At 59.0% G+C, this 13415-nt stretch carries 8 protein-coding genes; 3 read left to right on the top strand and 5 right to left on the bottom strand.

The features are described 5' to 3' along the window. Nucleotides 1-359: 359 nt before the first annotated feature. The 3 genes from gldD (at nucleotide 360) to KLP40_RS12740 (ending at nucleotide 5327) form a co-directional block, all read left to right on the top strand. Complete coding sequence (gene gldD / locus KLP40_RS12730) at nucleotides 360-956, top strand: gliding motility lipoprotein GldD (protein WP_215594167.1); 597 nt, start codon at nucleotides 360-362, stop codon at nucleotides 954-956. 121 nt (nucleotides 957-1077) lie between these two features. Continuing rightward, nucleotides 1078-3177, top strand: coding sequence for an ATP-dependent DNA helicase RecG (gene recG / locus KLP40_RS12735; RefSeq protein ID WP_215594168.1), 2100 nt, complete (start codon nucleotides 1078-1080; stop codon nucleotides 3175-3177). 698 nt (nucleotides 3178-3875) lie between these two features. Next, nucleotides 3876-5327, top strand: coding sequence for a TolB-like translocation protein (locus KLP40_RS12740; protein WP_215594169.1), 1452 nt, complete (start codon nucleotides 3876-3878; stop codon nucleotides 5325-5327). A 133-nt stretch (nucleotides 5328-5460) separates the two neighbouring features. Here KLP40_RS12740 and KLP40_RS12745 read toward each other — a convergent pair whose 3' ends face one another. From KLP40_RS12745 to KLP40_RS12765, 5 genes are all read right to left on the bottom strand, one after another. Next, a complete protein-coding gene (locus KLP40_RS12745; RefSeq protein ID WP_215594170.1) occupies nucleotides 5461-6885 on the bottom strand; it encodes a Glu/Leu/Phe/Val family dehydrogenase in 1425 nt (474 codons plus the stop codon). Nucleotides 6886-7107: 222 nt separating this feature from the next. Continuing rightward, entirely contained in the window at nucleotides 7108-8895 is a 1788-nt protein-coding gene (locus KLP40_RS12750) for an acyl-CoA dehydrogenase family protein (protein WP_215594171.1), read from the bottom strand. 324 nt (nucleotides 8896-9219) lie between these two features. Next, the gene (locus KLP40_RS12755) at nucleotides 9220-10398 is read right to left on the bottom strand and encodes an acetyl-CoA C-acyltransferase (RefSeq protein WP_215594172.1); all 1179 of its coding nucleotides are present in this window, start codon (nucleotides 10396-10398) and stop codon (nucleotides 9220-9222) included. Between the two features lie 60 nt (nucleotides 10399-10458). Next, nucleotides 10459-10809, bottom strand: a complete 351-nt coding sequence (locus KLP40_RS12760; RefSeq protein WP_215594173.1) for a four helix bundle protein — start codon at nucleotides 10807-10809, stop codon at nucleotides 10459-10461. 39 nt (nucleotides 10810-10848) lie between these two features. After that, complete coding sequence (locus KLP40_RS12765) at nucleotides 10849-13257, bottom strand: 3-hydroxyacyl-CoA dehydrogenase/enoyl-CoA hydratase family protein (protein WP_215594174.1); 2409 nt, start codon at nucleotides 13255-13257, stop codon at nucleotides 10849-10851. Nucleotides 13258-13415: the final 158 nt, after the last annotated feature.

Raw genomic sequence — 13415 nt, forward strand, 5'->3', positions numbered from 1 at the left:
CCCTGCGCCTGCTCGTCGAAGGCGTCCACTTGGCGGCGCACCTACGCGACGAATAGCCCCTAACCCCGCAACAAAAAAGCGTCGGCCTTCCGGCCGACGCGCTTCGCAAGTTTTGGGTAAGGACAAGGTTCTGCCGGGGCTTTTTGCGTACCGGGATACCGGTAGCAGCACTGGCGAAAGTCTTACCCCAATGAGTCGGCACGACTGCCTGCCGACTCATAAGGCCAGTTCCCCGACGTGTGACCAGCCGGCCCGCGCTGCTTACTGCTCTTGTCGTCCGCCGCGGGGAAAAACCCTTTTTTAAACGCACGAGCCGGCTTTCCTGGTTACCTTTACTGTCTCACCCGATTCGCTTCTGCATGGCCGTTTTCCGATTTTCTGGTGCCTGGTGCCCAGCTGCCCTGCTGGGGCTGTTGCTGGCGGGCTGCACGTCCGCACCCGACTTCACGCCCAAGCCCCGGGGCTACAACCGCATCGATCTGCCGGCCCACGCCTACCAGCAGCTGGCCCCGGGTCACCCGTACACGTTTGAGTACTCGCGCTACGCCAAGGTGCTGCGCGACTCTTCCTATCTGGCTCAGCCCCACTGGATCAACGTGTACTACCCCCAGCTGAAAGCCAGCGTGCAGCTCACCTATGCCGATCTGAAGGGCAATCCGCAGCGCTACACTCGCCTGCTGGAAGATGCCCGCAAGCTCACCAGCAAGCACGAGATAAAGGCCTCGGCCATTGATGAGAAGGTGCTGGAAACGCCCTTCGGCATGCGGGTGGCCGTGTTTGAGCTCCAGGGTGAAGTGCCGAGTCAGTTCCAGTTCTACACCACCGACAGCACCCGCCACTTCTTCCGCGGCGCCCTCTACTTCCGCACCGCCACCGCCAACGACTCCCTGGCCCCCGTCATCGAGTACGTAAAGCAGGACGTAGTGCACCTGTTGAACACGCTGCAATACCGGTAGGATTGAGTTGTTAGCTAATGGCTATTGGCTTTTAGCTTCCTGACAGAAGGCCAGACCACCTAACCGCACCTTCCAGCCCGAAAAAGCGAACAGCCAATAGCTATCCGCTAACAGCTACTTCATGAGTACCTTTTTTCAGACCAAAATAGAGCACCTGCGGGGTGTGGGCCTGCAACGGGCCCAGCTGCTGCAAAAGGAACTGGGCCTGTTCACCTACGGCGACCTGATCCAGCGCTATCCCTTCCGCTACCTCGACCGCACCCAGTTCTACAACGTGGCAGACCTGCACGAGGACCTGCCTTACGTGCAGGTGAAAGGCATTCTGCGGGGGCGGGAGGTGATTGGCGAGGGCCACAAGAAGCGCATGGTGGCCAAGGTGGCCGACGCCAGCGGAGAGCTGGAGCTGGTGTGGTTTAAGGGCGTGAACTACCTGGAAAAGATCATCAAAAACCATCAGGAGTACATCGTATTCGGCAAGCCCACGATGTTCAACGGCCGCCCCCAGATGGCCCACCCCGAGATGGAGGAAGTGACCGAGCAGAAGCCCGGCCAGAGCTTTCTGCAGCCCGTTTACAACACGTCGGAGAAACTCAAGAACTACCACCGCATCGATAGCAAGGCCATTGCGCGCATGGTGGCCGACCTGCTCAAGATTGCCTTGCCCCAGGTCCAGGAAACCCTCTCGCCCGACCTGATTCAGCAGTATGCGCTGCTGGATAAGGCCACGGCCCTCCAGCAGATTCACTTCCCCCAGACGCCCGACCTGCTCCAGACGGCCCGCTTCCGGCTCAAGTTTGAAGAGCTGTTCTACATTCAGCTCAAGCTGCTGCGCCAGCGCGACCAGCGCAAAGTGACCCTGGCCGGTCAGATTTTCAAGGAGGTGCCCACGCTGGTTCACTTCTACAAGAACGTGCTGCCCTTCGATCTGACCGGGGCCCAGAAACGCGTTATCCACGACATTTACAAGGATTTTTGCGCCGGCCAGCAGATGAACCGCTTGCTGCAGGGCGACGTGGGCTCGGGCAAAACCATCGTGGCCTTCATTGCCATGCTCATGGCCGCCGACAACGGGGCCCAGAGCTGCCTGATGGCGCCCACTGAAATCCTGGCCGACCAGCACTACACCGGCCTCAAGCAGTTTGCTGATCTGCTGGGACTCAAAATCGGGCTCCTGACGGGCTCCACCCGCACGGCGGCCCGCCGGGTGCTGCACGAGCAGTTGCGCTCCGGCGAAATGCACCTGCTGGTGGGAACCCACGCCTTACTCGAAGACGTGGTGCAGTTCAGGAACCTGGGCCTCACCATCATGGACGAGCAGCACCGCTTCGGGGTGGCCCAGCGGTCCAAACTCTGGCAGAAGAACCCCCACGTGATTCCCCATGTGCTCGTGATGACGGCCACGCCCATCCCGCGCACCCTGGCCATGACGCTGTATGGCGACCTCGACGTGTCGGTGATTGACGAGCTGCCGGCCGGCCGCAAGCCCATCGTCACGGTGCACCGCTTCGACTCAAACCGGCTCAAGGTATTCCAGTTTCTGCGCGACCAGATCAAGTTGGGCCGGCAGGTGTACATTGTGTACCCGCTCATTGAGGAGAGCGAGGCCATGGCCGACTACAAGGACCTGATGGACGGCTACGAGAGCGTGGCCCGCGCCTTCCCCGAGTTCCAGATCAGCATCGTACACGGGCGCATGACAGCCGGCGAAAAGGACGCCGAAATGCAGCGCTTCGTGAAAAACGAAACCCAGATCATGGTGGCCACCACCGTGATTGAGGTGGGCGTGAACGTGCCCAACGCCTCCGTGATGGTCATTGAAAGCACCGAGCGGTTCGGCCTCTCCCAGCTCCACCAGCTGCGGGGCCGGGTAGGTCGCGGGGCCGACCAGAGCTACTGCATTCTGATGAGTGGCTACAAGCTCAGCAAGGACTCGCGCACCCGCATCGAAACGATGGTACGCACCAACAACGGCTTCGAAATTGCCGACATCGACCTAAAGCTGCGCGGCCCCGGCGACCTGATGGGCACCCAGCAGAGCGGCGTGCTCGACCTGCTCATTGCCGACCTGGCCAAGGACGGCCGCATTCTGAGCGAAAGCCGGGCCGCCGCCCAGGCCCTGCTCCAGGACGACCCCAACCTGGCCAAACCCGCCAACCAAGCCATTCGTCACCATATCGAAAGCCTGCCCGCCACGGCCGTGAACTGGAGCCGCATTAGCTGAGGGAGTTTCCTTTGCCGTGGAGTAATTGGCATAAAAAAAGCGGCTTCCGAAGAGCCGCTTACCGGGATGCTATTGGTATGAGTTGACGCTGACCGGGGCCGCCACCTGCCAGAATCGGGAACCGCTTCCCTGCTTCTGAGCCGGCATGGCTATTCGCCGGTGCTGCAAAGAGGCATTGCGCACGGGGGTTGCAAGCACAGATACGCCCGCTTTGATAACGGTTGCTGGTACGGAGGGCTCCCGGTTGAGCTTGCCAACTACTACCAGGGAAATCATAAGAGCAAACTGGAGTAAAGATTTCATGCTATGCTTTTGCAGTTAAAGGGCCCAAGTATTTTACAATAACCAAGCCAGATGTCATTTTTTTACTGAAGCTGCCCCGAACAAGTCGTGAACAGAGAGTCGAAGTTTCTTCTTTCTAGCAACTCATTGCTTTAGAAAGATGCCATTCCACACGGCAAATATAACTTATGCCATATAAAATTACCCTATTTTTTGAAAATAAGGAACTCTTCGTCTAGGCGTGACTAACGAATTCGTCGCCTTCAGGTTACATTCTGACCACAATAAAAAGTGGGTAAGTCTACTTTCTACCGCTCTAGCTGCCTTTGGTCCTCTGTCCGCTCAAAGTTGGATACCTTTGAAGAATCCATTTTCTTGGATACTGGTCCTGTTCTTTCCTTTAACTGTCTCTGCTTGTGCGTTTTTCACTTTTGTTCGCCGCCGGCTTCTCCGTGGCGGCCCTGGTGCTGAATCCGGCTCCGGCTTCGGCACAGCGGGTAAAATCTGCCGCTTTCAGCTACCTGCCTGAAACTTCTCAGGACCGCTACAACCAGCGCGTGGCGCATAAAACGTTGACCCTGCCCGGGGGCGGTTTTCTTATTCTGGCCCGCAAGGCGGCCAACGAGTACGCTGTACAACGCTACGATCAGGATTTGAAACAGGTCTGGAGCACGGCCCTGCCCCTGGCTGCCGGCGAGGCGGTGGACGGCTTCATGCGCAGCAACGGGCAGGCGACGGTGGTAGTGCACCAAAAAACGGAGGCAGCGCAGCAGCTCAGCGCTTATTCCCTGGACTTGGCCAACGGTCAGAAAAGCCCGGTTAAGCAACTGCTGACGGCCGGCACCCGCGACCGGCGCCCGGGAACGGCCTTCTCGCCCGACGGCAGCCGGCTGGTTGTGTGGAGCTACGCCACCCAGAAAAACCAGATCAAAGCCATCAAGGCTACCGTCTACGACGAAAAGCTGCTCAAGCTCAAGGACCGTACCTACGACTTTCACGACCAGGGTGGCTTCTTCTCCGTGACGGTGCACGTAGGCAACGACGGCTCCCAGTTTGTGACCCTGGCCGGCGACGACATGAAAAAGCTCACCGTCCGCCGCTACCGTAACGATTCGCCGGAGGTGAAGGTCATGTCGGTGTCGGTGGGTGGGACATTTGGGGGCAAAGTGGTGAACATCTTCGACTCCCGCTTTGCGCTGCAGCCCGACAATACGCTCTACGCCGCCGCCATCTGCAACGAGCGGGAAACCGGCCTCTACCACAGCCTAAAGGTGGTCAAGTACGACTTTTCGGACGAAGGTGAGATGAAGTTCGCGCCGGAAATAGCCTTTTCGCCCGAGTACCTGGCCGATGCCAATAAAGCCAGCGGCGCCGCTGCCCAGCGCCTCGAAGATATCTACCTCACCGACCTGCTGCTCACGGCTGAAAAACAGTTGGTGGTGGTGGCCGAGAAAAAGTACGAGGAAGGCGGCGAGGATTCGCCCGGTCACACCCGCGAACTGCACCTGTTTGGCTTCAACGAATTTCTGACTCCCGCCTGGCACAGCATCGTGGGCAAAGATCAGGTGGCTCCGGCTGCGGAAGGCTACAGCAGCATCGGCTACCAGGCCGCCGTGTTCGGCTCGGAAGTTCAGTTCCTGACCTGGGAGAAACTCAAGGGCAAATCGGATGTGTACCTGCGCCGCCTGAACGTGCAGACGGGCGTGCTACAGGAGCCCAAGGGCCTGGGTCTGAACGTAGCCGCCGACCAGAACCTAGCCTACGTAAAGGATTTTACCGCCTGGCTCGACCCTAAAACCATCGTCGGTGTCAGCCGGCCCAGCAAGAAATCGGCGGCCCTCATGCTCAATAAGATTGTGGTGAAGTAGCATCACAGATTAGCCCGAATTTCAACTGATTTCGCGGATTCTGTGAATGACACCAGGCTCCCGGATAAAGAAAGCGCCCCTTCCCACGATAACGGGAAGGGGCGCTTTGTACTGAAGCTGACCGCTAAACAAATCAGGGGAAGATACCAAGCGACTGGTAGCTGACGCCGATTTTCTCGATGGCACTGTAGAAGGCCGCCGTGCGCAGGTCGGTAATGCCGTCTACTTCGTCCATCACCTTGCGGATGGACTGGTAGGCCGTAATCATCGTGTCTTCGAGGCCGGAACGCACTAGGTCAATTTCGTCGGCTCCGTGCACAATGAGCTGGCGCTCCTCGGGGGTGATGGTCTTCCCAGTCGTCCGCTCAATAGTGGCCACCAGGCGGCGCATGGCGCCTTCCTCGGCCCGCTTGCCCATGCGGCCGAAGCGCACGTTGGACAGGTTTTTCAGCCACTCGAAGTAGGATACCGTCACGCCGCCGGCATTCAGGTAGAGGTCGGGCAGGATCACTACACCTTTGGCCAGCAGGATTTTTTCGGCGGCCTGGGTAGTGGGGCCGTTGGCCCCTTCGGCCACTATTCTGGCCTTCACCTTATCGGCATTGCCCTCGTGAATCTGGTTTTCCAGCGCGGCCGGCAACAGCACGTCGCACTCGTATTCGAGCAGGTCGAGAGAGCGTTCCACGTCTGTGGCACCTGCAAATCCCATAATGGAGCCCGTCTGCTGGCGGTGCTGGAACACATCAGCCACATCGAGCCCCTGTTCGCTGAAGATACCTCCTTCGCGCTCGGCAATACCGGTTATGACGGCACCGGCATCCTGGCAGAACTTGGCAGCATAATAGCCCACGTTGCCCAGCCCCTGCACAATAATGCGTTTACCCTCGATGCCAGGCGTCAGGCCCGCCTTCTTCGACATGACCTCATCCTGCAGCAACTCCCGCAGGCCGTAAAACACGCCCAGCCCCGTCGCCTCCGTCCGGCCCCGGATACCGCCCTGGCCCACCGGCTTACCGGTTACACAGCCCAAAGCACTGGTATCGCCGTACTTAAACGTCATATACGTGTCAGCAATCCAGGCCATTTCGCGGCTGCCGGTACCGTAATCGGGGGCGGGCACGTCCATGCCGGGACCAATAAGGTTCTTCTTGATCAGCTCACTGGCGTAGCGACGCGTCACGCGCTCCAGCGTATGCTCGGAACTGGTGCGCGGGTTGATTTTCACACCGCCCTTGGCCCCGCCGAATGGCACGTCCACGAGGGCGCACTTGAAGGTCATCAGGGTGGCCAGGGCCATTACCTCGTCCTCATCCACGTATATGCTGTAACGAATGCCTCCTTTGCTGGGCAGCTTGTGATGGCTGTGCTGCACCCGGATGCCCTCGAACACCTGCACGTGGCCGTCTACTTCCACCGGGAAGTTAACTTTGTAGATACTGTTGCAGGCCCGAATCTGGGCAATAATGCCGGGATCCAGCTTCGAAAAGCTTGCCGCGTGGTCATAGAATTGCAACACGCTTTCGTAAAAGTCCTTGCCCTTTACTTGCTCGTTCGTCATAGTGGATGGGAAGTTGAGAGTGGAAATTTCCTCTGCAAACGGCAGATTACCTTGTGGCGTTGTTCAGGGCAGTAAACTAATAAAAAGCAGCAAGCCGCCCCCGAACCGGGAGCGGCTTGCTGTTTTCTGATTTTTCCCGACTTCACGGTTCGTAGCAAGCGCCTGCCAGCACCGGCTACAAAATCCGTGAAATCCGTGAAAAAATCCGCGTCAGTCCGCGATTTAGTAGGCGTACTCGTTAGCGGCAATCAGCTTGTCGGCAATGCGACGACGGGCTTCCTTGGCGTTGTAGAGGTCGGCTTTGGTGAAGCGCTTGAGGCCCATAGCCAGCAGACGCTGCTCGTCGCCCTCGGTCATGGTGCCGATGGCGTCTTTGCCGAACTTGTTCACCTGATCCACGGTGTCGTAGAGGTACACGCGGGCAATATCAATCTGGGTCGAAACGGCCTCTTCGCCTTTAGCGGCGGCTTCTTTCTCCACGCGCAGCAGCGTGCTTTCGGCGGTGTACACCTTGATGGCCATGTCGGCAATGTTCATCAGTACTTCCTGCTCCTTGGCGAGCGAGTTCATGTACTTCTGCACGGCCGTACCAGCTACCATCAGGATGGCCTTTTTCAGCTTGGCAATGGTCTTTTTCTCGGCGGCGAACAGGCCGGTTTCCTCTTCCAGATTCATGTCCGGAATAGCCATCAGCTCCTGCTGTACGGCCTGGGCCGGGCCCATCAGATCCAGCTCGCCTTTCAGACCCTTCTTCAGGATCATGTCGACGGCCAGCATGCGGTTGATTTCGTTCGTGCCCTCGAAGATGCGGTTGATGCGCGAATCCCGGTAGGCGCGGTCCATGGGGTAGTCGGCCGAGAAGCCGTAGCCACCATAAATCTGCACGCCCTCATCCACCACGTAGTCGAGCACTTCCGAGCCTTCTACTTTCAGAATGGCGCACTCCACGGCAAACTCGCGGGCAGCACCCAGCAAGGCTTCGTTGTGGCTCTGGCCTTTGCTGAGCAGTTCCTGCTCCATGCGGAAGATGTCCATACCGGCGCGGTAAATAGCCGATTCCACGGCGTAAATCCGGATAGCCTGCTGGGCCAGTTTGAACTTGATGGCGCCGAACTTGCTGATGGGCAGCTTGAACTGCACCCGCTCGTTGGCGTATTTCACGCTCTGGGTGGCGCACATCTTAGTAGCCCCCAGGCAGGCCGCGGCCAGCTTGATGCGGCCGATGTTCAGGATGTTGAAGGCAATGAGGTGGCCTTTGCCAATCTCGCCCAGCACCGCCGATTTCGGCACTTTCACGTCGGAGAGGAACACTTGGCGGGTCGAGGAACCCTTGATGCCCATTTTGTGCTCCTCGTTGCCGAGGCTCAGGCCGGGGGTTTCTTTCTCCACGATGAAGCCGGTGAACTTGTCACCATCCACCTGGGCAAACACGATGAATACGTCGGCGAAACCACCGTTCGTAATCCACATTTTCTGGCCGTTGAGCACGTAATGCTCGCCGTCCTCGGTGGGCATGGCTTTGGTTTTGGCGCCCAAAGCGTCGGAACCGGAGCCGGGCTCGGTGAGGCAGTAGGCCCCCATCAGCTCGCCGTTGGTGAGGCCGGGCAGGTACTTGGCTTTCTGCTCCTCGTTGCCGAAGTACAGAATGGGCAGCATGGCAATGCCGGTATGGGCCGCGAAAGCCACCGGGAACGAGTGGCCGCCACCTACCCCCTCCGTCACGCGCAGCGACGTGGGGAAGTCCATGTCGAGGCCACCAAACTGCTCGGGGATGCTCACGCCGAACAGACCCAGCTCGCCGGCCTTCTCCATCAGGCCGCGCATGAGGCCTTCCTCGTGGTTATCGAGGCGGTCCAGCAGGGGCGTTACCTCTTTCTCCACGAAGTCGAGGGCCGTCTGGTGCATCATGTTCTGCTCCTCCGAAAAATCGGCGGGCGTAAATACGTCCTGGGCGTCGGTTTCTTTGATGATAAACTCGCCGCCTTTCACAAGCTGATTGGTTACTTCCATGACCGGGTGAGATGTTGATGTGGGAAAATTCGAAGTCAAAAAGTCGCGTAAACTACTCGGCTTACCTACTAAATACTGGCAAGCAGGCCCAGTTGTTTTCTCGTACCGAAAGATACAAAAATTTGTTATGCTTGCCGACTAGTTCACGAAAAGAAAACCCCGCATTACCGGGGATTCTTTTTTACTGCTCATCTGAACGCGTAGAGCGGCAAGGGGTTGCGCCCAGCGACTGGAACGACGGGCCGGGCACTGACGGGTGCCGTGGGCGGCTGAGTTTTCCGTCCGAAGCCGCGCTTCGGGCCGCCCACGGCACCCGTCAAATAGCTACTTCAGCAGCTCGTAGATGCCGGCTACGCCCTGGCCGCCGCCCACGCAGGCGGTTACCATGCCGTACTTCTGGCCGCGGGCGCGCAGCTCGTGGAACAGCTGGATGCTGAGCTTGGCACCGGAGCAGCCCAGCGGGTGGCCGAGGGCAATGGCGCCGCCGTTCACGTTCACTTTGCTCTGGTCCAGGTCCAGCTCGCGCATCACGGCCAGGCTCTGGGAGGCGAAAGCCTCGTTGAGCTCGAACAGGTCGATGTCCTGGAGCTTCATGCCGGCCTGGCGCAGCGCCTTCGGCACGGCTTTGATGGGGCCCATGCCCATGATGCGCGGGTCAATGCCTTCGGTGGCGTAGGTCACCATGCGGGCAATCGGCTCCAGGTTCAGCTCCTTCACCATGCGCTCCGACATCACAATGACGAAAGCGGCCCCATCGGACGTCTGCGAGGAGTTACCAGCCGTTACCGAACCGTTGGCCGCGAATACCGGACGCAAACGGCCCAGGGCTTCCACCGACGTATCGGCGCGGGGACCTTCGTCGGTATCGACCACGAAGGAACGCTTCTTCTTCTTGCCGCTGGCCGGGTCGAGGTAGGTTTCCTCCACCGTGATGGGCACAATCTGCTCCTTGAACTTGCCTTCCTGAATGGCTTTAATGGCCTTCTGGTGGGAGTTGTAGGAGAACTGGTCCTGGTCTTCGCGGGTGATTTTGTAGTCCTGGGCTACGGCTTCGGCGGTGAGGCCCATGCCGAGGTAGTAGTCGGGGTGCTTTTGGGCCAGGTTGTAGTTGGGCACGGTTTTCCAGCCCACGGTGGGCACCAGACTCATGCTTTCGGTGCCACCGGCCACGATGCAGTCGGCCATACCGGCGGCAATTTTACCGGCGGCCATGGCAATGGTTTCCACGCCGGAGCCGCAGTAGCGGTTCACGATGAGGCCCGACACGTTCATGGGCAGGGCCAGCAACGAAATCAGGCGGCCCATCTGCAGGCCCTGCTCGGCCTCCGGTACGGCGTTGCCCACAATCACGTCGTCGATGCGGGTGGGGTCCAGCTGGGGCACCGAGGCCACCAGGTGCTTGATGACGTCGGCGGCGAGGTCATCGGGGCGGGTGAAGCGGAAACCGCCACGGTTGGCCTTGCCAACGGCCGTACGGTAACCGGCTACGATATATGCGTTCATTTCTTTTAGTACTGAGTAGTGAGACGTGAGTAGTTAGATGCTGTTCTGCTCCAGCAGATTTTACGTCAGTGACTTTTGTAGGCCGAACAGCATTTTCTGCAATTCTGTGAGTTGCGAGGAAATGGTATTGAGATTTTCTTCTGAAACATAGCCGAAGGAAGCCGCCAGCAGAAACTGGGTTTCCAGTTCATAAGCAGAGCCGTTTGCTATAGCCAGAAACTGCCGGAATTCCGGCTTGGAGTTTCGGCCAGCACCTTCCGCAACATTGGAAGGCAACGACACGGCCGCCCGCCGCATTTGCGACACCAGCCCGTACCGCTCATTATCCGGAAACCCGGCGCAAAGCTGATAGGTGAGCTTGGTTATGCTCATCGCCTTCTGCCAAACCTTGAGCTCCTTGTACTGATGCACAGCCAGAAAATCTCAACACTCAATACCAACTACTCACTACTAATTACGAAGCGGTTTGCCCGTCGTCAGAATCGACTGAATCCGCTCCAGCGTTTTCCGCTCGCCGGTGAGCGAGAGGAAGGCTTCGCGCTCTAGGTCCAGCAGGTACTGCTCCGATACTTCGGTGGGGCTGCTCAGGTCGCCGCCGCACATGATGAAGGCCAGCTTGTTGGCAATCTTCATGTCGTGGTCGGAGATGTAGCGGCCTTCCTTCATGGCGTGCACGCCGGTCAGGAACATGCCCAGGGCGCCCTTGCCGTGCACCTTGATGTTGGTTTTCTGCACCGGCTGGGTATAACCGTCCTCGGCCAACTCGATGGCAGCGGCTTTGGCCTGGGCCAGTACCCGGTTGCTGTTTACCACGATTTCGTCGCCCCGGCGCAGGAAGCCCAGGTCGAAGGCTTCGGCAGCCGAGGTAGACACCTTGGCCGTGCTTACGGTCACGAACGTGTTGCGCAGCAGGTTGTACTCCGGCTCGCCTTCCTCGTATTTGAGGGCGGTGCGCAGGGTCATTTCCTTGGTGCCGCCGCCGGCCGGAATCAGACCCACGCCGAATTCCACGAGGCCCATGTAGGTTTCGGCCGCGGCCACCACCTTATCGGCGTGCAGGTTCAGCTCGCAGCCCCCGCCCAGGGCCAGGCCGTGGGGGGCGCTGACTACCGGAATGCTGCTGTAGCGCATCCGCATCATGGCCTGCTGGAACTGGGCAATCATCAGGTTCAGCTCGTCGTACTCCTGATCGAGGGCGTACATGTACACCAGGCCCAGGTTGGCGCCGGCCGAGAAGTTCGGCGCGTCGTTGCCCACCACGAGGCCGCGGAAGTCCTTTTCGGCTAGCTCCACGCCCTTCATCAGGCCCTGGATTACGTCGGAGCCCAGCGCGTTCATCTTGCTGTGGAATTCCACGTTCAGGATACCGTCGCCCATATCGAGCACCGAAGCGCCCGAGTTTTTCCAGAGCACTTTGCCCGTGGCGCGCAGGTTGTCAAGGATGATAAAGTTCTCGACGCCCGGAATGGCTTTGTAGCTCTTCGACTCGATGTCGTAGAACTGTTTCACCCCGGCTTCGCTCACTTGGTAGAAGGCGGTGTGGCCGGCAGCCACCATTTCCTCTACCCACGGCGCCACGGTTTTGCCTTCGGCCTTGGCCAGTTCCAGGCCCTTCTGCACGCCCAGGGCATCCCAGGTTTCGAAGGGGCCCATGTCCCAGCCGAAGCCGGCGCGCAGGGCATCGTCAATCTTGTAGAGGGCGTCGGTGATTTCCGGAATCCGGTTGCTCACGTAGGCAAACAGGCCCGCGAAGGTTTTGCGGTAGAAATCCCCGGCCTTGTCCTTGCCGCCCACCAGCACCTTGAAGCGGTCGGCCAGCTTCTCGATGGGCTTGGTGGTTTCGAGGGTAGCAAACTTCACCTTCCGGCCGGGCTCGTACTCGAGGGTGTCGAGGTTGAGGGCCAGAATGGCGGTTTTGCCCTTGTCGTCCTTGGTTTTCTTGTAGAAGCCCTGGCCGGTTTTGTCGCCCAGCCACTTGTTCTCGCCCATCTTCTTCAGATAGTCGGGCAGCTCAAAAACGGCTTTGGCTTCGTCGTCGGGCAGATTCTGGGCGAGGCCGTTGGCCACGTTCATGAGCGTGTCCAGGCCCACCACATCGGAGGTGCGGAAGGTGGCCGACTTGGCGTGGCCAATAACCGGACCGGTGAGCTTGTCGACTTCCTCCACCGAGAGGCCGAGCTGCTTCATCACCTGGATAACATCCATGATGGCGAACACGCCCACGCGGTTGGCAATGAAAGCGGGCGTATCCTTAGCCAGTACGGTGGTTTTGCCCAGGTACAGGTCGCCGTAGTGCATGAGGAAATCCACCACCGCCTGGTCCGTATCCGGGGTCGGGATGATTTCGAGCAGCTTCAGGTAGCGCGGCGGGTTGAAGAAGTGGGTGCCGCAGAAGTGCTTTTTGAAGTCGTCGGAACGACCTTCGGTCATCAGGTGAATCGGGATGCCCGAGGTGTTCGAGGTAATGAGCGTGCCGGGCTTGCGGAACTGCTCCACGCGCTCAAACAGGCTTTGCTTGATATCGAGGCGCTCCACTACCACCTCAATCGTCCAGTCGCAGCCGGCAATGTCCTTGAGGTTGTCGTCGAAGTTGCCGGTTTTAATGCGGCTCACGTCCTGCTTGCGATACAGCGGCGAAGGGTTGGCCTTCACGGTGGCCTCCAGGGCGCTGTTGACGAGGCGGTTTTTCACCAGGGGCGAATCCAGCTTCAGGCCTTTGGCTTCCTCAGCGGGCAGCAGCTCTTTCGGGGCAATGTCGAGCAGCAATACCTGCACCCCGATGTTGGCGAAGTGGCACGCAATGCGCGAGCCCATCACACCGGAGCCCAAAACGGCTACTTTTTTGATGGTACGATTCATTCGTGGGGGAATTAAGGTTGTTTTAGTAAGCTATTGGCTAAGAGCTGGTGGCTGTTAGCCTTCATTCAAAGTCCTCGGCATGCCGAGTTGTTGAGCCATTGTATATCGTCGGCATCACTGCCGGAAAACAAGAAAGCTATCAGCCAGGGGCCAATAGC

Origin of the sequence: Hymenobacter piscis (genome assembly GCF_018760735.1) — a bacterium.
Lineage (GTDB): Bacteria > Bacteroidota > Bacteroidia > Cytophagales > Hymenobacteraceae > Hymenobacter > Hymenobacter piscis.